The 23931-nt window shown below is 61.6% G+C and carries 10 protein-coding genes and 2 pseudogenes; 10 read left to right on the forward strand and 2 right to left on the reverse strand.

Annotated elements, in window-relative coordinates; all coding sequences use genetic code 11:
* Positions 1 to 1329 precede the first annotated feature (1329 nt).
* Genes LB538_RS27955 through LB538_RS29305 form a run of 4 tightly spaced genes read left to right on the forward strand, consistent with a single transcriptional unit; the run spans position 1330 to position 16715 of the window.
* Entirely contained in the window at positions 1330 to 2424 is a 1095-nt protein-coding gene (locus LB538_RS27955; protein WP_224532488.1) for a hypothetical protein, read from the forward strand.
* A complete protein-coding gene (locus tag LB538_RS27960) occupies positions 2421 to 5813 on the forward strand; it encodes an ATP-binding protein (RefSeq protein WP_224532487.1) in 3393 nt (1130 codons plus the stop codon). The genes LB538_RS27955 and LB538_RS27960 overlap by 4 nt, the downstream gene beginning before the upstream one ends.
* Positions 5806 to 15087 carry an RNaseH domain-containing protein gene (locus LB538_RS27965; RefSeq protein ID WP_224532486.1) on the forward strand — a complete coding sequence of 3094 codons (9282 nt, stop codon included), beginning with the start codon at positions 5806 to 5808 and terminating at the stop codon, positions 15085 to 15087. The genes LB538_RS27960 and LB538_RS27965 overlap by 8 nt, the downstream gene beginning before the upstream one ends.
* Complete coding sequence (locus tag LB538_RS29305; RefSeq protein ID WP_224532485.1) at positions 15087 to 16715, forward strand: AAA family ATPase; 1629 nt, start codon at positions 15087 to 15089, stop codon at positions 16713 to 16715. Before LB538_RS27965 ends, LB538_RS29305 begins: the two co-directional genes overlap by 1 nt.
* A gap of 512 nt (positions 16716 to 17227) precedes the next feature.
* On the opposite strand, the gene LB538_RS27975 is transcribed toward LB538_RS29305, so the two are convergent.
* Complete coding sequence (locus LB538_RS27975; RefSeq protein ID WP_224532484.1) at positions 17228 to 18139, reverse strand: WYL domain-containing protein; 912 nt, start codon at positions 18137 to 18139, stop codon at positions 17228 to 17230.
* 106 nt (positions 18140 to 18245) lie between these two features.
* Between LB538_RS27975 and LB538_RS27980 the strand changes: the two genes are divergently transcribed.
* From LB538_RS27980 to LB538_RS28005, 6 genes and pseudogenes are all read left to right on the forward strand, one after another.
* Positions 18246 to 19211 carry a CBASS oligonucleotide cyclase gene (locus LB538_RS27980; RefSeq protein WP_224532483.1) on the forward strand — a complete coding sequence of 322 codons (966 nt, stop codon included), beginning with the start codon at positions 18246 to 18248 and terminating at the stop codon, positions 19209 to 19211.
* A 6-nt stretch (positions 19212 to 19217) separates the two neighbouring features.
* On the forward strand, positions 19218 to 19733 hold the full coding sequence (locus LB538_RS27985; RefSeq protein ID WP_224532482.1) for a hypothetical protein: 516 nt from the start codon (positions 19218 to 19220) through the stop codon (positions 19731 to 19733).
* Entirely contained in the window at positions 19730 to 20668 is a 939-nt protein-coding gene (locus LB538_RS27990) for an AAA family ATPase (protein WP_023806713.1), read from the forward strand. Before LB538_RS27985 ends, LB538_RS27990 begins: the two co-directional genes overlap by 4 nt.
* A gap of 25 nt (positions 20669 to 20693) precedes the next feature.
* A complete protein-coding gene (locus LB538_RS27995) occupies positions 20694 to 21011 on the forward strand; it encodes a hypothetical protein (RefSeq protein ID WP_224685887.1) in 318 nt (105 codons plus the stop codon).
* Positions 21011 to 21787 carry an SAVED domain-containing protein gene (locus tag LB538_RS28000; protein WP_224685891.1) on the forward strand — a complete coding sequence of 259 codons (777 nt, stop codon included), beginning with the start codon at positions 21011 to 21013 and terminating at the stop codon, positions 21785 to 21787. The genes LB538_RS27995 and LB538_RS28000 overlap by 1 nt, the downstream gene beginning before the upstream one ends.
* A 312-nt stretch (positions 21788 to 22099) precedes the next feature.
* Positions 22100 to 22620 (forward strand): annotated as a pseudogene (locus LB538_RS28005) (IS110 family transposase); the annotation flags it as partial.
* Here LB538_RS28005 and LB538_RS28010 read toward each other — a convergent pair.
* Positions 22619 to 22921 (reverse strand): annotated as a pseudogene (locus tag LB538_RS28010) (transposase); the annotation flags it as partial. The pseudogenes LB538_RS28005 and LB538_RS28010 overlap by 2 nt on opposite strands.
* Between the last annotated feature and the right edge of the window lie 1010 nt (positions 22922 to 23931).

Raw genomic sequence — 23931 nt, forward strand, 5'->3', positions numbered from 1 at the left:
GCGGGGTGGAGCAGCCCGGTAGCTCGTCAGGCTCATAACCTGAAGGTCACAGGTTCAAATCCTGTCCCCGCAACCAATTCTATCATAAATCTATAACCGTCCCGGTCTAACCGGGGCGGTTTTTTGTTCAAATGGCGCGTAAGTGCTACGGCGCAAAGGGCGTATCACTGCGCCGAGAAGTCGCGCGAAACGTAAAAGTGAGCAAGTTAGCGCGACTTGGCCCCGTGTAACGCGCAAGCCGTTGTCTCATTGTGGACGGTAACGGGTTGCTCATATTGGGCTAGGCAGGGCGGGCTAGGTAGTGCATGGGCCGACCTCGAAAATGGCAGCCTTGCGCGCCAATCTTGGTCGTTCAGCGCCCGGCGACCCACTCCCAAAAGCGGGCATGCGCAAGTAGCTAGAATAGCGCGCTTACAAAAGCCGACATTGGCCTGGCACCTTGGCCAATAGTCAGGCGCTCGCATGGTCCTAAGGTCTACCCTCAGCAAACATTCTGCGTCTCGTGGAGATCAAACATGGGACATCTTTTGCCTCTCGCCAAGCATCAGGCAATCAAGCAGTGGCGATTCTCGAACCGGCCGGAATTTCATTCAGCCTTGGCTTCGCAAGCGCGTTAATTACCGGCCGCTCCCCCGCAGCGGCGGCCGCTTGCCCGGGGTCATACCCGGAAGTCGTCATCAGGCCGAAGATGATCGGGCCACACTTCGACAGGCCGATGCTAGAATGCGCCCTGAACTACATCGATGCGATGTCGAGGTGCGTTCCAGTCCCGGGCGTTGCGCTTGCAGGACAGGACGCGCATGTGTTGGACGACCTGTCGGGAAACCAGCGGTTCTTCTTGGGTTTTGCCCAGAACTGGAGCGGGAACTATTGCGCCCGGTCCTTCAGCATGCCCTGCTGACGGATCCGCTTGCACCAGCGGTGCAGCGGACGTGGATCGTGCGCAACTTCGATGCATGGTACGAAACATTCGACGTCCAGCCACCGACGATCTATCCTCCAGAGGAGGACCGCGTGAAAGGCTGGTAGCGGAACGCGGGACATCCTTAACGCAGGGCGGCCCACGTCCGCCCTGCCATCTTACCCCGCGAGCAGCATCAACCCAGACGCTGTTCCTCTGCCTGGATGTGTGTGCTCCGGGCTTGTAGTTGGGGTAGACCGAAAAACTGCATTGACCATCAAGAACAGCCCCTTGTTTCCTGTGAGTATCCGGTCAAAGTTCGAAAGACTTGTGGCTCAGGCGAATAATGACGCGGTAGCCTGACAGAAGGAGGAGAAGTCGTTGCTACTTGCAGAGTGCCTATTCGGATCGACCTTGGGGTCGTCGCGTTGATCGAGGACTCCGAACCTGTAGTCACTGCGGTCTTGTTGGCGCGTGGGCTCTGCGAGATCTACGACCGTATCGCCCAGGAAGGCGAGATCGTTCACCAAGGGGCTTCGATGCCACCGATCGCTCGAAGGGCGCTGGCCCGTCTGTCGCGGCATTGCCTAACCGAAGGAGTCGATGACTTGGGGTCGAGCATCCACCTGGTGATGGGGGCCGCGTCGCGGGCGATGGGGTTTTGGGGCATCCCCAGCTTCGCCAGAGACTTCAAGTACAGCGACGTGGAGTTGGTGGACGACGCCTCGGGCGTTCCGACCGCCGACTGCAGGGAACTGGCGCGGCTGGGCGGAAGCGAGATCGATGCCATCGAGGACATCCATCATGAGCAGTTGAGGGTCGCGGTCCAGAGCTACCCGGCTGCTCAGCGGAATCGGGCTTACACCTCCATCAGGGAATTCGTGGTGCGGCAGCCGGTTTGCAGTCTGGACGCCCTGCACAGGTTTATCACGAACGGTCACCTGCATGGCGCGCGCGCGATCGCTTCCCTTTACCGGCCAATTCCTCAGACTGCGATGGCAAATGGCTCCGCCCGGCTGTGCGGACGTTGCGGGTCTCTGCTCTGGCCGACCAGCGATCCCGCGTTCCCCAATGGACGATGCAGAGTGCGTCGGTGCGCCATCCGTGGGGAAACGATCGTGGGCTACGGCATCGCTGATCCTTCGTTGTTTCGACTCGCCACGGGTGCCGTTCTGGCCTTCTGGGTGGGACCCGGGCTCGACGAGGTGGCGTTGCATGACCACCTCGCTGGCCAAGGCCGATCCGTTTCCCTCTACCCCATGTCCGATGCTGCGGATGTCGGGCTCGACGGGCTGGAGGTTGGTCTGGACGTGAAAAACTATGCGAGCCCGCTCGTCCTCGGCGCTCGATTGTCAAGAGGCGTTGGGCGTCTCACTATCTTTGGTCGGAAGATCATCGTCGTCCCAGACTACAAGGTGCGGCTGAACCCCCGCTACATCGACGATCTCCGAGCATCATACGTAGGTGCAGAAAACTTGGAGTTCATGACGGTTGCCTCCGTCATCGAGGAATTCTCGGCATGAGAGCGCAGCCGAAGGACTTTGTGGGAGCCCTGGGGGCGCAATGGTTGTGCGCGGCCATGGACACCATCCTTGGGGCGAAGCATCTTCGCGATGCCCCAGCATTGATGTCGGGCTTCGGCTCGGTGCTGGACAGCGCAACGCTTAAGGGCTTCGCGGAGGCGGCCACGGCCCTTCGTCTGCTCGGCGTCGTGGCTGCATCGGAGATCCAGCTGCGTCAGCTGGTCTACTCGGCGCTTAGCTGGGAGGAGGACCACCGCCACCTGCCCGATTACAGGGAGCCGCCGTACAGGATCGATGCATCAGATCCTCGGTTCCCATTTCGCAGGCGAGTCCCGGACGACGACCCAGAACTGGTCGCGATGATGGCTGCGATCAAGAACCCTTTGGCGTTTAGATCATGGTCGCTCGCTTCGGCCGATCCGACACGATCTATGATAGTCGAGGTGGGTCCCTCAGGATCGAGCGAGAGGATCTCCGTTGATCTCGAAAGCTTCCTTCCAGATGCTCCGCCGCGTTTCGATTTCACCAGGGAGCCGCGTGGTGCCATCGAAGTACCGGTATCTGAACTGATCCTCGTGGCCGAGGAACTCGACGAGATGGATCGGCGGCGGCCGGGGCGACCGCCCGGCAACTGGGCGGCCCGGATGCGCGAGGCGAATGGCGCTCTGAAGGTGGAGATGCTCTCACCCGATAGGGCCACTGGTCGCCTGGTCGCGAAGGACACCATTCGGCTAGACGGGCTGCGGCACCTGATCGGTCTCCCTGGCACCGGCAAAACCACGTTGATCGTGCTGTTGCTCATGTGGCTGAGCGCACGGGACTACCGCGTCGTCGTCCTGCTGCCATCCATTGAGACATCGTTGAACCTGCTTGGCGACCTGCGCAACTACGGCGCTGATGTCGGTTTGCTGATGGGCCAATCGCCGCAGACCCGCATAGACCACGCTCGAAAACTTGCCGATCGCATTGGCGCAACCGAGACCAAAGGGTTCGGCGCAACGGCGGAGGGCGCGGAATTGTTGGCACTGAACTGCGCTTTGGGCGGCTTCGAACAGGATGCTCAACCAGAACGCGAGTTTCCTCACCTGTCGCCCCCGTGCACGTCCGTGCTTCAGCGCTCGACCAAGGCGGATGGCTCGCTGCGACCAACTGAAACGGCCCATCTCTGTCCACTGTCGGCGCACTGCGGCCGCCTGAGAGCGCCGAGGGAACTTACCGATCACAACATCTGGTTGGGCCATGTACTGTCGATGGACACCCGGATCAGCCCGCACTTCAGCGATGATCGGATTCGACATTTCGAAGCGGTGGCCATGAATTCCGATCTGGTCATGGTTGATGAGGCGGACGGAGCGCAAGCCGTTCTCGACCGCAAGGCCGTGGCGTCGCTCGATCTGACCGGCAGCGAGTCCAGTTACGAGCACGCGCTCAATCGAGATCTCTTCGTTCCGTTGTCGACCGGGCGAACCGATGTAGCGGCAGGCAGCATCCAGCAGTACGGTCGAGCAGCGTCCGACTTCCGCAGCTTGAATCACAGCCTGGTCGGGCACCTTCAGAACCTGAGGCTCCGAAGCGGAGTGGAGACGCCGCTATCGCGGTTCGAGGATACCTTCGTCACCGGCAACAACATCCTCACGGCCATCTTCAGCCCAGAGGACATCTCCATCCTGTCGGGCCCCCAACGCGAGAGCGAAGAAAGGCGCTTCAACGCCATCCGGGCGTTCTGGGACGGCTGCATCCGCGCGGCCCTGATGCGCCGCACGGACGAGGACCAGGACGTCGACGGATACGGCTTCGATCCCGAGCGCATCGCCATCGACCTCGGCAGGAGCAAGGGCGAGGTGTCGGCGACCGCAACGGCCATAGCGGGGCTGACGCGCGACTGGATCTCGGAGCCGCTGGCTGCGCAGCGCGATCAGTACTTGGAGCAGGTGCGCAGCGAATTCTTCAAGCTCGTCGAACCTGGCGCTCATCTGGGGCGTGACGAGGTCGTCGAGCTCTTCCGTTTTCTCGTCGGCGTGACCACCGTCGTCATGCAGTTTCTTGCGCTAATCCCTGCTCAGCAGGCCATGGTGGCCGAGGGCGTTCACAAGGAGCCGCTGTTCCAGCAAGGTATTTCGGAGGACCTCGGGCGGCTGGTTCCGGAGGCGCTGATCGGTCGGCTCTCCGGAGTCCGGTTCCGCTATGAGGACGAAGGCCTCCGGTCCAAGGTTCGCCTGCAATACGTGTCGTTCCGCGGCGCTCCCAGGGTGCTGCTGTATCGTCTTGGCAGGTTGTTGAGGCATCAAGGCCGTGCAAGGGGCCCCAATGTCCTGCTTGCGAGTGCAACATCGTACTTGGCGGAGAGTCCAACTTTCCATATCCCCGTCGGGCCTGACATCGTCCTGCGTCGCACCGGGCGGGACGTGGGGTCGCGGCAGTCGAAGTACGTGTTCGCGCCGATACCAGACACATCGAACCCAAGCCGGATGCTGCGGTTCAGCGGCTCGTCGACCACCGAGCAAGACAGAGTGCTCAAGAAGATGGTCGAGCACTACTTCCTCGGCGAACACCCATTGGCGATGCAAATGGTGACCGACTTCGATCCTGGCCGCAAGGTCGGTATGGTGGTGAACAGCTATGAGCAGGTGATGAAGGTCAAGGCCCATATCAAGAGGATAAGGCCAGACCTGGCGGGCCGCGTGATCGGCGTGGCGAACAGGCCGCCCGATCAGAACGATGGGGATTGGATCAGTGCCGCACAGGTCGAGCGCCTGAGCGCTCGGGACAATTGGGACGTCCTCCTCTTCCCGATGAAGGCGCTGGCAAGAGGGGTGAACATCGTCTTCGAATCGGGGCCTAGGGTCCGCGATGCCTTGCTCGGGACCCTCGTGTTCCTAATTCGTCCGCATCCGGCATCGGAGAGCCTGGACCTCGTCGCGGGCATTGCCGGTCAGCAGTCATTGGCATTCGACATGCGGCATTTCCGCGACGAGGAAGGATACGAGGACTTGGCGACCGCTTGGCGCCACGCGCGTCGCGAGCTTTCATCAGTCACACGACGCCTGTTGCGGTTCCCACTGCAGGCCAGCCGACTAGGCGAGCTCGCGATACCCTTCACGGCGGACATAATGGTCGACGTGCTCCAGACCATCGGCAGAGCGATGCGCAATGGAGCAGCCGCACGGGCGATCTTCGTGGACGCTGCATGGGCACCTCGCTCCGCGGCAGGTGCTCAGGACAACTTCCGGAGCAGCATGTTGGTGGCGATGCGGGACATCCTGCGCAATCGTATTCACGACGATGACGCCGTCGATGCCGAAATCTACGGGGCTCTCTACTCGCCCTTCTACGATCCGCTGTGTCGCTGCGCGGGCGTAGCATTCTCGGATGGACCACTAGATGAGTGACCGACTGCCAGACATCCTGTACCGCGGCGTGAAAGGCAGTCGGTCTGGAGGAAGGGAAACCGTCGTCTCTGCGCTGCAGTTCGACGGCGAGGCCGGCGATCCCGTGGAGGCTGAACGCGTCACGTGGACAACGCGCGCTGCGGCATTGATGAGGGAGCTCGGTCAGGCGGGTGATGCTTCCGAGAAGGAAGGGGGGCACGCGTTGCCATACGCTTCCCTGCGGGCGTCGATCGCGTCGCAGGTGCCAGAAGCATTGGTCCTGGAGCGCGATCTCGGTGCGCCTTGGTCAGACCAGCCGAGAGCATTGATGGATGTGCCGAGCAGCGGCGATCTCAAGGAGAGACTGGGAAGGGCGCTCACACTCTGGGTAGGGTCGGCATTGCGCCCATGGGCTACAAGAGTCGGTGCGCCCGAGCAGCTCGTGGACGCGATCGATGTCTTGGCCTCGAACGCCTTTTCCTGGCAACGCCGCTCGGTCGTTCTTGGAGGAGCTTTGACGTCCGACAGTTTCGTGGAGGCGCGGGATGCCATCATCCACACCTTCGCGCGTGGACTCGAAGGCAAAGTGCTCTTCGAGGGCATGGGGCCGGTTCGGCGGATTGTTCGGGGCCGCAGTTCGTCCAATCAGATCGACTTCGTCACCTGGCCGAGGCGGCACGACGAAGCACTCTATTCGATGGTGGCCACGATCACGGTCGAGACCGTTCCGTTCTCCGAAAAGCCGATCGCCACAGTGCGCGCGTCCCGTCGGCGCTGGATGCAGGAGGTTCCAACCGGTCGAGTCCTCATCGGTCAGAGCAACGTGAGCCTTACGCTCATGGCCCAGAACGGTGCGAAAGTGTGCTTGGAAGTACCAGCGCCGGTGCGATCGCAGCAGGTTCAAGACCCGATCACGCCTGAATTCCTCGGGCACCTGCTCGGCATGGGCGCCGACATCGGCAGCAGCATGGCCGAGCAGGTGGAGAGGGGTGCCAGTTCTTCCCACTTCTTCGGCATCCCTTACCAGCCGCGTTTCGGTTCCCATCCCATCGGCGCGGGCGTTTCCACGAGAGATCAGACCGATCTCTTCGATGTCGTGCGGCAGATTATGGACGGCCTCGGATTCGTTGCGATACCGTTCGAGGAAACAACCACGACCAAGCAGGTGCCGAAGCGGGCCGAGGAACTCCACAAGGCATTGGAGACCGAGGCGCTGCTGTCCGACATCGCCATTGCAGTAGGGCGAAACGATCTTGCGGACGATGCATCCATCCGAGCCGCGTGGGACTCCCTGGATCTTGGCGAGAATGGTCCGATCATAAGCGCCACGGCCGCGTCCAAGGCCCGCGAGAAGCTACTGGAGGTCAGAACCGCCAACGCCCAACGGGTGTCCAGAGCTTTCGGTGAGAGGAAGCCATCGGTGGTGGCGATTGCTCGTAGCGAGAACGAGCGCCGCCTGCTCGAATCTGTCCTGCGAACCCTATTCGGGACAAGTATCGAGGTGAGCACTCGTCCGCTGCCCAGCGATGTGCACGGATCACGCGCGACCCTTCCGCTGTCCGAAGCGAAGAATGGTCAACGCTTCGAGGCTCGTGTCGCCGCATGGCGACCTCTTGCCGAGTTGCTTAACCAGATCGATGGCGGCTGTCACGCGCTGGTGCAGGCGACCGACTGGTATGATGGACGACCAGACGATCCAGTCAACAAGCCGGCCGGTCGGTACGCACTCGCCGCGGAGGCCAACGCGAACGTGCAATATCTGCGACCTAGGGCGTCGGGTCATAGAGGATTCGCGAACTACCTCCACCGGATACAAGCGGCGACGTACGATCTGATATTCGGTCATGCAGGACTGGTCTCCGATGTCGCGAACGTGGTCGCCGATGCGTTCCGGGACAGCACGGACGAGCCAACATCGTTGATCGGGATATCCGTCCTCACTCAGGCGCGCACCCGACTGGCAGGCAAGGGCGGCAAGCTCTGCATCGCGACCCGGGTCGATTGCCAGAACGGTCGGACCACGGCACGGGTGGGCTGGTACGACGGCGAGATGAAGTGGTCCGCGAGATGGGAGCCGCTGTTCAAAGCCTTGAAGCGGATCGCAAGCCCTTCGATCAAGGCGTCATTGGGGAGCGGCCTTGCGACCGAACGCGCCAGTTTCCAGGCGTTCGTGCGCGAGATCTTGGACGATTGCGTTGAAGTTGGCGACCGCCCCCTCGTCATGATCGACAGCACTGGGGCAGCCTCCCTGTGGCCCTGGCTTAAGGACGGTCAAATCTCCGGCGAGATCACTCTTGGTTCGGAACGCCTGGACGCCTCTCGTCGATGGCCCGGCGCCAGATTGGTTCGCGTGCGCTTGGGCAATGCGGCTCGGATCGCGGAGCGCAAGACCGCTGACTATGTCGCAGTTGCCACCGACACGGGAGCCGAGACCGGTGAGATGCTCCGCCGGTACTGCCCCACCATAGTCGCGAGGACGGTCAAGCTCTCGTCGTCGCGCACTGGCGCTCATTACTGGGCGACAGCGGGATATTTCCAGATGTCGCTGCCAAGAGGACTGAGCGTCTATCGGCGTCTGGTCTCACTGGTTCACGTGGCCAAGGCGTTCAAGGACGCTCCTCAACCCATGGAGAAGCTCTTTGCGCCGGTCGAGATACCGATCTTTGACGTGAGCTACCGGCTCCCGAACCCGATCGAGATCACCGTCGCCAGCACACGGGAGGGGGACGATCCCGATCGCATTGCCCACCTCGTCGCCAGCCTCAGGTACGGCTATGGGCATACCGCGTCCGCCACGTCCTTGCCCGCCCCACTATCGTTCGAGTCCAAGGCGCGAGATTACATGACGCGCTTCGCCCTTGATCTGACTCCGGAGGAGGACGACGAGGCCGCCGAAGTCGGGCAAGGACCAGCGGTCGACGACGGCACGTATGCCGACGACGGCGCGCCGGATGATGCCGGTGCTGGCGGTGGGGCATCCGACAAGCAGGCCTGGGACGGCATACTTGCTACCAAACCGGGGGTGACGGTCCTCAATGCTCCGCTATGGCCTAGGGACGCCGGCGCGCCCATCTTCAAGCACAGCGATGGGTCTGAGACCGCTGTGCACATGTTCCATCAAGCGCCGAAGGTGGATAGGGAGCGGCGAAACGACGGCGGCGATGAAGAAGCGCCTACTTGGTCGGAACTTGCGGGAGTCATCCGTCTCCCGGACTTCGTGACCGAGGAATGGCTCTCCGAGTTTGTGCAGATTCCGAATGCACAGCTCAGGGCCATTCATCAGTCTCGATCTGAACTGGCGACATTGACCGGCTTCGATGGCTGGCCGGACCTCCGGCCCGACCAGAACGATTTCGTGCCGATCCTGATAAATGGCCTGAGGTATCCACGATTCGCCGCCGCGATCTGTCAGATCGCCAAACGAAGCATGGCTTCGAACAAGGCTAAGCAGTGGAGCCCCTTCAACCCTCTCTGGCGCCAAGCGATCACGGCGGCGAAATCCACGGTCCGGTCCGATGCGTCCCTCTCCAGACCCGACACCTTCTGGAATTTCCTCGATATTCTGTTGAAGGGCAACGCGGTCCGACTCGCCAAGGCTCAAGTCGTGCTTGGCGCCTATGAGCACCCGTTCGACGCAGCGATCATCGGCACGATCAAGAACGATGGGCGGCTCGGGGACGTTCGCGAGTTCGCGACCGACGCCGCCGAGCACCTTTTTCGTTCCGACTACGAATGGTCCGGCGACATTCGGCGCTTCCCACCCAAGCCGACTGGCGAGGGTGAGGTGCAACCCGCTCAAGCCGAGTTCGCCGAACCCGAAGGGCCATCCATCAACACGGCCCGTCAAACCCAAACGGAGCATGTCCCCATGATTGGCACCAATGCAGTTGGCCATTCAGCACCTGCCCTGGACATGGGAACGGAAATTGACATGGCGTCCGACGCACCCGATGAGACGACGTCGATCGACGGTGAAGTCGCTTGGCGCAGCGCCATGGGCAGCATCCTACGATTTGCGGACCTCGACGCGGGGCCTGACGAAGGCGTCCTAACCAAGATCGAGGAGCAGCTCGAAGCCGCGCGGCAGGCGCTTGTTCGATACGATGCGTCCAAAAAGAAGGCTGTGTCCGCTCAAGCCTTGTTGGAACGGTCCCAAGCGATACTCGAACACGCCAAGGCAGTTCTAGTCGATGCCGGGGTCGAGAACGAGGATTTCGGTAGCGTTCCGACCGGATCCTTCAGCGCGACGATCGATCTCGAAGCAGCGGCCTCGATCGAAGAGACGCTTGCGTCGGCGGAGGAAATTGGGAGCTTTGCGCGGGAGAAGATCGACAAGGCGCAACGCATCCTCCGGCAGATGCTGATGACTCGACTGGACGAAGCCTCCGCTCTGAGGATACAAGCGATCGAAGCAGGTCGCAGCGTGATCGCCTCCGCGATCGAGGTGCTGCAGCGATTGGCGCCGGTCCCGCCGCCCCCCGGGGACAGGCAGTTCGAGGCTTCGGGTGATGCAGCCGAACCGCCCGCGTTGGACGAGCCGCCTTCTCTCTCAGCGGACGCGACGGAAGCCGACGAGACCTTCTCGACACCGCTGGACGATGTCGGCGAAATCTCTTCGAAGCGCGATTGGGATTCCTCCTATGAGCTGGATGAATTCCCGCCCGTCGAGGATGCCGATCTCGTCCTCGATCGGTTCGCAACCGAGCCGGACGAGGTCGAAGATGCATTGGCATCCGGTCCGGATCCGATGGTGGCGAAGCTCGAAGAGCGATTCGAGGAATTCGTCGTCACACGGAGGTTCGGGCTTGCATTCCACTTGTCCGAGGCGGCGCGTCGAGCTGGCCTGCACCAGGATTTCGCCGTTTCCCTGCCGGAATTGAAGCTTGCTGCCTTCGCGGGCCGCTTCAACCACGCTGCCCACCAGGGCAGCTCCGTGGTCCACGACCTGATGACCGAGGCCGCGCTGGTGTTCGAGAGCCTCGATGACGAGCAATCAACAACCACGGCAAGGCGGATCATGGGACTGGCTTCGCTCGCACCATTCGCGATCTTCCATGGCGAGTCCGACGCCAAGGCCGCCCTTGAATCCCTGCGTCAGGTGGGGCCGGGCCTTGGGAAAGCAGTCCATGGGCTGAGGGAGGCCTTGGCAGCTCCGCTCAGATCCGGGATCTCGCTCAGTCCTTCCCTGCTTCGGCTGGCGCGCGAGGATGCACAGGACGACGAGTACACGCGCATCCTTGCTGACAAGATCAAGCATGCCTTGGAGGAATTCGGGGCCAAGCGCTACAAGTTCCAGTTGGGGAACAAGCTTCGTGGTGCCCTTACCAATCGTGATGGCGCCTTAGGCAACCTTGGGGAGCGGGTCGAACGAGGCGGGCAGTCGGCATTGGACGCCGCCCGAAAGTTCGCTGCCCAGTACAACGACCGTAGCTCTGTCATCCACCTCCTCGAGGAGACGGAGAAGCGGGTCGCAACATACAAGCTCACAGGCATCGATGGCATCGCCAGAGAGAAGCTCGTCGGTCTCATCCAGTCGCTGGCGCAGCTCTGCGCGGAATACGTCGATTCCGCCGACGCTGCGCCAGTGATGAAAGGCATGAGGGCCAATATTCAGAAGGCGAGGTCCGGCATCACCGACGCGGTCGATACCCTGGATGGCGCGCTCGCGCAGTTTCCAGCGGCCACTGCGCTGGAGGCATCCGCCGTCAAGTTCGCACGAGAGGCCTTCGACAGCTTCAAAAAAACGCTGAACGGCGGGGAATCTACCCCTAGTCCAGTCGATCATCTGGTTGCTCTGCATGGGCAGCTCCTATGGGTATCGGCGCTCAACTTCGGCCGCGGTTGGTATCCGGCGCCGTACGCGCCAGAAACTGTCACGAGCGCGCTCGTCGGAGCGGGCTCGGACCAAATCCATGGCGCCGCCGATGGGGCTGCCTTCGATACCGCGATCCGGAAGCGACTGGCTGTCGGATCGCACATCGCAGCGTCGATGATGATCGAAATGGCGGTATCGTTCGGGGTTGCCGACTTCGATCCCGAAGGCCTGTCCGAACTTCGCCTTGCAGATGAGGAGACGAAGAGGGATTCGCTTGAGGCGGATCTTCGTGACGCAAGGTTGATGGTCGACCGCGTCCAACGAATGGGAGGTGTCGGTTCCATCGACGAAGCGCAGTCGCTTCTCTCCCTGCTGGATCGAATCGAACCCAGGGCATTGCCCGAGATCGTGCCCTTGGAGGCACGAACGGAAGCAACGGAGGAGGACGAGCAGATACTCGACTTCAGGGCGGCGTACGGGTTAGTCGCGGACGTCAGGAGCAAGGTCGACGTCCTTCTCACCCGTCCCCGCGAACAGCTGCTGGCTAGACTGGGGGTCTTGGAGTCCAGGAGGACGGCCGCTGCTGGTGATCTGGATACGGTGCGTGGATTGGTGCAACGCGACGATCTTTTGACGGCGACCGAATACGTAGAGTTCCTCGAGAACGGTCGCGGGCTGCCTGAGACCACCTCGCCCAACCCTCGATACAGAGCGTACTTCCCGAAGGTGCCCGATGCGTTGGCGGAGATGTCTCGCACCGAGCAGGATCGCATACTTTCAGTGATCGAAGAGGGCGGCGAGTTCGCCGGTCTGAACTTCGGACGGATCGCTGCGGATCGACGCGCTGATGTGGTGAACGTGCTGGAGGAGTGGAACGAGCTCAAGCGAGCGGTCGCCTCGTTGCGACAAGAAGCAGACGTCGCAGGCCGCCTCGTGCGGTTGCTCGAAGGCTTCGGACTGAATGTCGTGCTGCGGTCACCGAATCCGCGCGGCAATCGCAAGTTCTACACCATGGACATGCACGTGGACCTGTTGCCGGACAGCGCCTCGGTACTTCTTCCAGACTTCGGCAGTCTTACGGGGGGAGAGTATCGCTTCTGCATCGGCCCCAAGATGCCCACCGATAGCGAGGTTGCCGGCATCGAGGCCGATGCAGGAGCCCTCCGGCTAGTCTTCGTAGTGACCGATGTGGTTCCGTCCGAGCGCCGGCGGCAGCAGCACCTGTCCAGTCTCGAGAAATCAAGGCGGTTGCTCGCGATCGACGAGTCCATCGTCTATTTCACGCTCTCCGAACCCGAATCGCGCGGACTGACCTTGTTCGAATTGGCTCAGCCCTTCTCCTTCGCGGATCCTTACCGCGACTATGGCAATCAGGCCGTGCCGAGAGAGATGTTCTTCGGGCGCGCCGAGGAGCGCAGAAAGCTTCTTGAGCCCCATGGCAGTTGCATCGTCTACGGCGGGCGACGCCTGGGCAAGACCGCGCTCCTACGTCATCTGCAATCCCAGGGGGATGACCCCGGAGCCGGCACAGCGGTGGCGTACGTGAACATCAACGACATCGGGACCAATGCTGGCGAAGAGCAGATATGGGAATCGATGTCCCGCGAGCTGAAGCCGATCTTCTCGAAACCGGTCGAGCAGAGCGATCGGTTCAGCGAGACGATCCGGCGCTGGCTGGCGGGGGACAGCAAGCGGCGGGTGCTGGTGCTCCTGGACGAGTCCGATAGGTTTATCCAGGCCGATGCAACCAAGGATTTTGTCCAGTTCATTCGTCTGCAAAGGCTAATGGACGATACGAACCGACGGTTCAAGTTCGTGCTCGCGGGTCTGCACAACGTGACGCGGCTCGTGCACACCGAGAACCCGCCCCTCAAGCATATCGCATCCGATCCCCAGCGTATCGGGCCGCTCATGGACGACGAGCTCGGGGATGCCGAGGCATTGGTCAAGCGCCCACTGGCGGGCATGGGTTATGAGTTCGAGAACCGTGAGGACGTCTGGCGCATCCTCAGCTACTGCAACTACTACCCGGTCCTGGTGCAGAAATTCTGCGAGGGCCTGGTTCGGGAACTGGTCAAGGAAACGTTAAAGAAGCGACGGCCCATAACCGGGATCACGTCGGACCACGTTCGCCTGGCGCTGGAAAACGAGACGATAGCGAAGGAGATCGGCGAGACCTTCGATTTCACGATCAGCAAGATTGAGGACCGGTACTCCCTCATCGCGAACATCGTCGCCGAGCGAGCCCTGCGCGATGCCGCGGACGGCCGAGTGGGTGAAGGCATGACCGCAGTGGAGGTCCGCGACGCCGCCGCGTCCTGGTGGCCAGCGGCCTTCGGGGAGGCCAATCGCCTCTCGGTGGCAGAGGATCTGCTTGACGAGATGGAGGGATTGGGCGTGCTGCGTCGCGTGCAGCCTGATCGCTGGGCGCTTCGTTCGCCGACGATCCTCCGGCTCCTTGGCAACGACGACAAGATCGCGGCCAAGCTCGGCGAGTTCATGGATCGCAATGCCCCACCGGTCTTCGACCCGCGGTCGATGCGCCGAAAGCTTAAAGCAAATGCGGCCATGCGCATACAGGAGGGCGGGATCAGTCCGCTCACCTTGGGTCAGGAGCACGACATGCTGCGGGACAGGGCTCCTGCCACACTGATCTTCGGCAATGCGCTCTCCGACATCGGGATGGTCACAGGCGCCCTCTCCTCCGCCTCGAGCTCCCGGGAGGACAAGCGCGGTACCGGGCACGTCACGGCCCGGTCGTTCCAGTCGATGGATGCCATGCTCAAGGACCTCAAGGGGCCGTTGCCCGGAGAGCCCGCTGCGCTTCTCATCGTTCATGACGCCAGTCCATGGAACGCCGCGTGGGTCGAGGGGGCACTCCGCGCCAGATCGGTCCGCGAGGGGAAGGTTCGATTGATCTTCGTGGGGCAACCGGAACACGCCCTGGATTGGGTCCGCGACCCGAGCAGCAAAGCACTGTCCAAGGAGGTGAAGATCGTGCCCTTGCAGACCTGGTCCACAACTCTAGCGGACCATTTCCTGCATCAGGAGCATCTCGATCCGATGCACTTCAGGGCTTCGTTGCAGGCCGCAACCGGCGGATTCAACCGGCTGATGCAGCAATTGTTCACCACGGGAGGAACTGTGAACGCCAAATCCCTAGCGACGAGGCTCGAGAATACGGCAGTTCGACGTCGCCGCGATCCAGCGTTGCCGGGCGAACTGGGCCTCGCAGGGGCGATGTACGACATATTCAAGGCCGTAGCGGTATACACGGAGGGCGATATCACCGCCTATGAGATAGGTGAGGGACCGGTTGCGGAGCTTGGTGCCAACCTCGCGGGGCAGCAGGTCGTCGATTTCGGAGTGATGATGGGTCTGCTCGAGGCACAGGGAGCAGGGTCGGCTCGCGACGAGGACAGCCGGCCGTACCGTTTGAACGCGCTCGCCAGATCGTTGCTCGGGGCCGGAGGTTCGTAGTGACGATCGACTGGGGCAGCGTGGACTGGTGGGATCTACCAGGACCATCAGCGTTTCTAGGACGTGCCGTCGACCGGCTGGCTTCCGACGACGGCGGCTTGATCGGGCTCTCCTTCCCAACACGACGGCCAACCGGCCTGATCCTAGCCCTCGTATCCGCTTTGGAGCAGGGGCGAGGGCTTCGTGCAATCCTGGTAGACGCCCGGAACGCGAGCGGCGCCCGATCGCCTGCTCACGCCTTGGCCGCAGCTGCTGGGGCGCCACCCGGAAGCATCCGATCCACCAATGACTTCATCGAGTCGGCCGCCCTTGCTAACGCCGTATTCCTCATCGACGAGCTGGGTGTCGAGCAGTGGAACCAGTGGAGCCTCTTCTTCCGCACCTTCCGCAATGAGCGAACCCGGTCCGGAAGGATCTCGGCCCCCAGCCTGGGGGTGCTTACACCGCTGACTCTCCCTCTCGATGAGGTCGAAGCGGTTTTTGGTTCATCCGAGGTGAAATGGCGAGACGTGGTCTCCCGAGCGGATATGCACCTCTTCGTCGAGTCGCGGCTCGGACGGTCCGGTCGTCTCGCGGAGCGGGCAGCCGTAGCGACTGTCGCGGAAGTCGCATGCTGGGACCCTGGGATTGCGCTTCAACTCACTGAACGCCCTATAGGGGACCAGATCGACCCGCGTCAGCTCCTCAGCGCACTGGAACTCAAGCTTGGAACGCCCTCTTGGTCGAACGGGCTCGTCGACCTGATGGACGGAGCCCCGCACATGCACACTCTGGCGCTCCTGGGCTCCAGGGAGCTCTTGGCACGACGGGTATGGCGGGCACACGTCGCGACCATCTTCCCCGCGATTGAACAGATCCGCCAGGCGTTCGTGGAAAGGTACTTCGGCAAGCTCACCTCGATCCTGCCCGTCACCAAGACCTTCCAGAACAACACGGAGCGAACGTACCACCATCCCCTCCAGCTTGAGATCAATGACGTCTTCTATCATCTGAAGGATGAGATCCCGCCGCTCGAAGCGAACCTTCTCCGAGACCTCAAGACGCTGAGGACATCGATGGCACATATGGAGCCCGGCGACGCTTCGCTCATCGTCAGGGCATCCAGGAGCTGGCAGATGATGCTTGGGGATACCGAGGGCTTCGCCGGCGGCGTCGGTTGGGATTGGCCGCGCTGCGGTCAACGCCTCGTCCTGCTGGTCGGTCCGTCCGGGGCGGGCAAGAGCTCCTATGCCGCGGCCAACTACTCGACCGAGCTGGTGATATCCGCCGATGCGATCCGCGAAGAGCTCTATGGCAGCCACAATATGACCGGAGGCCAGGAGGCCGTGTTCAACACGGTGCGGCAACGTGCAAGACTTGCACTCGCCGCAGGGAACAGCGTGGTGATCGACGCCACCAACCTCAGACGCAACGACCGTCTACTCAACGCCACCTTGGTCCCGGCCGACATCGCCGTCGACTACGTGCTCATCGATCGTCCGATGGCGGAGAAGCTGCGCGATGGCGGTTGGCGTCTGGAAAAGAAAGGCCTCATCGAGGGCCACACCAACCTCCTGCTCGGAGAACTTGGTGACATCCTGGCGGGCGATGGCCTGCCGAATGTGACCGTTCTCGATCGACGAACCTAATTCTGTCCAGACGCGCTAAATCCGTCCAGACGCGGATGCCAGCAGTGGCGAAGAGCTCGCTGCCAATGGGCTGGATCGATAGCCAGGCTGGGTTGCTTGCCAGCCAAGAACGCCTTGCTGAGTGGCTCGAGGGCCAGCGACCCCCAGAGTTGGTATTTGCCGAGGTCGTCCGCCGCCTTCCTGGTCAAGAGTTGCAGCTCGATTGACGCACTTTCGACGGCCATGTCGCTCGAGAGTAGGGTCGATCAACGGCAGACCCAGTGGAGCATTCCAGGTTATGATCTGACGGGCAGGCGTACCCTGGAACCTTTGCGCTATTCGCAGGTCAGATGGGAACTCTCGCGAAACTTGAGGTGCTTCCGCGTACAGGAACACCAGCACAGGACGTGTGGGATCTAAAATTGCTTTTTGGTAGCTCGGTCCTTCGGGCCTCGTGGCGGAGGCCGAGTTGGGAGCATCTGAGAAACAAGTGATCCGAGCGTGATCCGGACCAACGTCGAGGGCCGCCCTGACTATGAGAGAGGGGCGCTGGTGATACCGGCATCGTAAAACTCCGCACGCTTTTGGGCCGCCATCACATAATCCTTGTTGAGCAAAACAATATGCTGGGCGCGTGGCTTCTCATTCTCCGGATCACGAAGCAAGCTAAGTCTTTTTAAGACGTAAAACAACATCGCTAAGCGAACCGACAGGCCGGCTTTGCCACCTTGCATGCCGTAGTCTTTCGCGACCACAGCCTTCTGGCTTTCGGTCAGCTGCGGATGCGGCGTGATCTCCACTGTAACGTGCTCTTGCCACAGAACGTCGTCTTGCCCACTCGCTCCGCTTGGTCCGGGGGACCGCACGTCAAGAATGCGCGGCAGCAGGAAGTCTTTGAATTTTTCATCGATATGGCAGTAGGCACGCGCGTGCCAACGAAACCCGTCATACCCGAAGGCATGGGGAGACATCCGCCGCCATACCGGATCGGTCCGGATGTCGCTCATGGATTGGTAAAGTACCTCTATCGATTTTCCCCCGCGCATGGCATCGAGCACAGCGCGCAACCCAATGGGCTCGACCTCCCGGTGCGGAGTGAGGGCTATGTCCGTATCTGGGCGGTAGCCGATCCATGATTCCGCTGGCTTCGCCAATCCCTCCGCAAGCGAGCGCAGGCGCGACAGATAACCATCCGAATCGGGTTGCAAAAACTTCGGCTTGAAATTGAGCGACGCGACATAGCGCTTGGCGCTCTTGTCGTAGTCCACATTTCCCGGCGCCCGTTCTTGATAGAGCGTCAAGTCCTTGGACGCCTGCGGCACCGACACGCCGAACATATCGATGATGTCCTTCCGGCGGACGCCGCCCTCCCAGAACAGGCGGAATTCTATGAATTCCAGCCTTTGTTCGACGCCCCACCGGATGCCGGTCACTTCATTATTCATTGCAAGCCTCGCCGATGGGGATAGAAACTATATTGACGGCCAAACACGATCCGTATAGTAACTTAACTCAAGCATACAGAATCGTCAATTAAGAGGAGTGCGTAGCATGAGTCGCGACCACGTAAGTCACGCGGACCTGGTTCGTTTTGCCGACGAACGGGTGAACCTTAAGCGCGATGATGCGGCGGATTTGCGCGCTCAGGCGAACCGGTTGCGGGACCGCCTGGAGACCTATCTGGCAGACCACCCCGACTTTGCACTGCGCAAGATGATGCTGTCCGGAAGCCTCGCCAAGGGCACGGCGCTGAAGTCGATCAGCGATATCGACGTGGGCTGCTACGTTTCTTCCGACTCGGCCCCGGACAAAATCTCAGACCTGATCGACTGGCTGGCAAAGAAGCTCGAAACGGCGTTCCCGAACTTCAGACCCGAGCAGATCAAGCGCAAGACCTATTCCGTCGGGGTCAATTTCATCACCACCGGCAACGAAGTCGACATCGTCCCCATTCTCTATGCAGGCGATCCGCAGTGGCGCGGCGACCTTGTTTCGCAGGACACGGGCGAAAAGCTGATGACGAGCGTGCCGATGCACCTCGAATTCATCCGCAAACGCAAATCCGCCAACGACAAGCATTTCGCGCAGGTCGTGCGGTTCGTGAAGTTTTGGAGCCAGCTTATCAAGCAGCAGGACGAAAATTTCCGGTTCAAGTCCTTCATGATCGAGCTGATCGTCGCCTATCTCGCCGACCGCGGCCTTGCGTTGAACGACTATCCGTCGGCGCTGGGGAAGGTCTTCGCCTTCATAGCCAACGACGACTTCGAAACGGCCATCGCCTTCTCCGATTACTACAACCCGGCAACTTGCGCGGCGACGGGCGCGCCCGTCCGAATCTGGGACCCTGTCAACAACAAGAACAACGTCAGCGCCCTCTACACCCAGCAGAACAAGGAGAAGATCGTCGAAGCCGCCCTTGATGCGGGTGACGCGATCGACTCGGCGCTGCGCGCGATCACCAAGGGCGAGACCGTGCGCTACTGGCAGAAGATTTTTGGCCCGACGTTCAATGTGTGAGGCAGTATGAGCTCCTATTCCATCACCGATACCGAAGTCTTCACGATCGCCCATGCCCGGCGGATCGCGTCGAAGGTTGCCACCGACCTGCTGCGGTTCCAGTCGCTGTATAACGGCGTGCCGTCGACGGCCTTGATCGACAACTACGAGAAGGAGATCGTCGAGTATCTCCGGCACGACGTCGTCGAGTCCGTGACATACGGCTTCAAGCGTGACGGCAAGTGGACCGAGGCCGCCGTGCGCTATCGCGCACTGGCTGGCGGCATCCTTGTCTCCGACGATGATCCGGGCAAGATCAGACCGCGCCTTGACGTCGCCGGCGCCACCTTCACGTCCTTCCTCGTCCACAACAGCAACTGGTCGAACAAGACCGCCGCCGAACGTCAGGCGATCGAGAACGCCTGCCCCTTTCAGCGGTCGTCGGGCACTGAGCCGCCCCTCGAATCGGGTTATTGGACCGACGATCTCAACTACATCGCCGGCGGCCGTGGCCTCGGCCGCAGCACAGTGAGGAAGATATGAGCGACGCCATTTCAATTGACGACCTGTTCGACCGCCGTCTCGATTTCCCCGACATGGGGGCCGCGCGGCGGCTTGCCCGGCTGGTCGGCATAGATGAAGCGAAGACACGCCTCGCCAAGGTTCTCGGCGTTCTCGTCAATCCTGCCGGGCCGCGCGAGTGGGCCGAAAAGCACCATAAGGGCGCGTCCGTCGCGCTCGACTATCTGGAGCGGCGCCCGCCGCTTGTCATTCTGGCCGGCGACGTGGGAACGGGAAAAACAGCGCTCTCTGAAACCGTCGGCGACGCGGTCGCACGACAGGAGAAGATCGGCGTCACGCTCTACCCCTTGTCCCTTGCAACGAGGGGCAGCGGCAAAGTGGGCGAAATGACGAAGCTGCTGTCGGCGGCTTTCGATGCCACGCTCCTTGCGGCGGAAAAACTCAAGCGTTCGTCCGGGAAGGCATCGGGCGGGATCATCTTTCTGGTCGATGAGGCCGATGCCGTTACGCAGAGCCGTGAAAGCGCCCAGATGCACCACGAGGATCGGGCGGGCGTTAACGCGTTTATCCGCGGCGTGGACCGGCTTGCCGAGAAGCAGTTGCCGGTGGCCGTCGTTCTTTGCACCAACCGTTTGTCGGCCATTGACCCGGCCGTGCAGCGGCGCGCTGCGGAGATTTTCGATTTCGACAGGCCCGGCGACAAGCAGCGCCGCGCCGTTATCGAAGACCCGTTGACAGAGCTGGGTTTCAACAAGGCGCAGATCGATCAGATCGTGAAGCTGACCGGCGGCGAAAAAGACACCGTTGGTTACACATTCTCCGACCTGACGCAGCGCCTGCTGCCCACACTCATACTCGATGCCTATCCCGACCGGCCTGTCCGGTTCGAGCGAGCCCTTGAGATCATGCAGGCCATGAAGGCCACGCCGCGCTTCCGCGACGGCAAGACGACGTGACCGCAGCTTTTACGGAGGACCAGCCTTGACTCAAGCTGTTATCGTCGCCCACGATGGAGCGGCCTATCAAGCCCGCCTTTTCTGGCAGAAGGCGGCGCTGCTTCTCGATCCCCACGGCCCCGTCGTAAAGGTCGGCTTCGAAAGCGGCGCGAACGGGTTTGATGACATGTGGGTCGAGTACGACCCGGCTCTTCTCGATCAGGAAGGGCACCCGCTGCGCCGGGAACATGTCCAATGCAAATGGCACGTCAGCCCCGACAGCTACGGCCATGCCAGCTTGGTTGATCCGGCATTTCTCGGTGCCGCGCGAATTTCCGTGGCCACTGCGAGAAAGAAAGCCTGATCGGCGAGCCCGGCGAGGGGCGTCCACGGGTTTACGGCGTCAAGTCATTCGAGCATGCAACCGACCGTCTGGAAGACCGCTGCTCCAAAGTGCTCAACCTTGTGCCGGGTTTTGCCGATCGCCAGATACGGCCGGACTCGGACTGGCAGGGGACGCTGTATCCGGCGCTGAAGACCTTTCTTCTTGAAGCTGCGCGCGAGAGCGAACGGATCAGGCTTGTCCTCGACGCCCATCTGACGCTTTCATTCGCGGCAGGTTCGGTCCTCAATATCAAATCGGGGCGCCTCATCGAGCTGGAGCAACGCACGACGGGCCGCGCGATCTGGGCTCCTGATGACCAGCCTCTCGATAACGCCTGGCCGGGATGGGCCTTCAGTGAGCACGACGGCAAGCCCGAGGGAGGCGGGATAATCGTCACCGTGAGTCTCACTCACGACGTAGCCGCCGCGGTGTCCAGATACGCGGCCGTGTCGCTGCCCGCAGCGCGCGCGACGCTTGACGCGCGGATCGCGACGACGCCTGGGGCCCGCGCCGTCAGCTGCGGCCGTCACGCATTCGAGCTGGCCGAGTCTCTGGTCGCCAAGATTAAGGCTCTCCGTGACACTGCGCCGGGGCAAAGCATTCATTTGTTCATGGCTGTACCGGGGGCCTTTTCATTCTTCCTGGGCCAGCGCGCGACCGCTATCGGACCGCTCACGCTTTATGAGTTTGATTTCGATGGCAACAGCGGGGGTAGCTACGAAGTGTCGCTGTCCTTGCCGGTCACGGTGACGTAGGAGACGAAGCGCCGCTCCCGCTCAAGATCGTCATCGCGCCTGCGGCAGCGCTCGCACTCCACCGGGGAGAAGCGCGGCGGTTATGGCGGATTTGATCCATTATTCTTTGTGCTGCGCGACATTGTGATCGCGTCTCTCGAGAGCCGACGACATCATGCCAGAACGAGACACCCTCAACCGATTCTCTGGCATGATCCCAGTCGTGAATATCAAACCGACCCTAAATAGACCGCAACGCCTAGCGGCCGTCCCGCCTGTCGCCGGCGACTTGGCGGCAAATCTGCTCCTGTGAAGCAACGCGGGAGGCGAACGATGGAGCTCTTTTGTGGACTGGACGTGGCGATGGATGAGAGAGCGCTATGCGTCGTCGACGATCATGGCGTGGTGCAACTGTGACGACGGCGGTGCCGGATCTCGATGCGCTGTTTGCGGTGCTGAAGCCGTTTCTGCCGAGCCTGCGCCGCGTTGGCCACGAGGCAGGATCACTGTCGCCGGTCTGCATCCGGAACTGAAGAAACTCGGCCTGCCGGCGATCTGCCTGGAGACTCAGCACGTGCGCGGTGCGATGTCGGCGCAGCGCAACAAGACTGACAGGGCTGATGGACTCGGCATCGCCCATCATGTGCACCGGCTAGTTCCGCCAAGCCTACATCGCTTTCGAGCAGACGGTTCGCCAAGCTGTGGCCGACGATCCGCTGTCGGCCAAACTGATGGACGCCATGCTGTCGGCGCGCGCGGCGATCCCGGCTGCACGATGTCGTTGTGAAATGGTGGCGCGCAGCGAGCTGTGTCGACGCTTCATGGCGATCCTCGGCGGCGGCCCGGTGACGGCATGATCACCGCCAGCTTGCGCGCCACCGCGACACAAGCCTTGCGGTGGCAGGAGCGTTTGGCGACCTCCTGGCCCCAACTCTTGACCTTGTCCCTACCCTTGAAGCGCGTCATCAAACCTGACGCCGCCTCGTAGAGCGCGCGCCGCACGTCCGCGTCATAGGCCTTGGAGATCCATCCCTGAATGTCGATCGTTGAGCTGGACTGCCAGCGCCGCGACGTCAGCCCGAAGTAGGCCGCGACGTCGCGCGAGCGGCGAAAGCGCGACGGATCGTCGATAGCCGTCATGAAGGAAAGTGCCGTGCGGTCTGAGCGACGGCACGTTCTATGTCGGCGATCCGGCTGCGGGCGAGGCCGACGCCGCGCAACGCGCCCACATCAAGGATCGGCGCCTGCTCGGAGCGCATCGATGAGCGGCGCGACGGCGGTTGAAACGCATGGCGCCCTCACGCTAACAGACGCCATCTGACACAACGAGATCCGCCCCGGCGGATGAGAACCGATGCAGACCAGGAGCGACGAAACGCACGTTATTTTCCCTGCGGCCGCGCCGACGAACAGTCGGCCGAACCGCGCCGGATTGCCTGTGACGCTGCTCCGTCACTCCGATGGAAAAGTGCGCCACGACGGTTCGAGCGCTGCAACCATGCAGCCGAACCACACCGTCGCAGAGCGCGGAAGATTGCACGGCGTATCGGAACTCGAGGGTCAAAAGCGGAATCGTAGCGCAGAGAATACATTCGCATATTATCGTAGATGTAAGGAGGGATGACGATGGTTACAAAGTATCGCAAAACACAACCGATTGAGATGGCAAGATAAAAGAGCGCACATTGCGCGCTCTGGCGGTCGTTTGTTTTCAACGCGTTATGCGGCAATTTAACAATGTTAGAATACTTGGTGCACATTGCGGCGATGAGGAATCCCGAGTGGTTTGGCGATCTAACGCAATGTGCCGTGCTTCAGGTAAGATCGGTCAAGGCCTGGAGCCGGGGAGGATTTTTGAAGCGCCGTCGCCTGACTCGACAAGCAAGCAGCTTGCCTGAAGCTGTTCGAAGGTGGGCTTCGGTCGCGAGATCAGAGAGATAGAACTCATTGTCGGAGCCGTTCAGCCCTGACTGCTCGAAGCTGGACATGCTGGGGCCATCACGCGGACGACGGAGTCTTCTTGCGACGGTGTCGTTTGAGGCTGACCGTCGGCGGTCAATTGGCCTCAAATGGTCGCCCGGCCGGTCGTCGCATTTCGAAGGCCATGGTGCGAACATCGTCCCGGTAGCCACCAGACCGACTCCGAGGGTCGGGCACAAGTCCAC

Origin of the sequence: Mesorhizobium sp. Ca11, from assembly GCF_020165275.1 — a bacterium.
GTDB lineage: Bacteria > Pseudomonadota > Alphaproteobacteria > Rhizobiales > Rhizobiaceae > Mesorhizobium.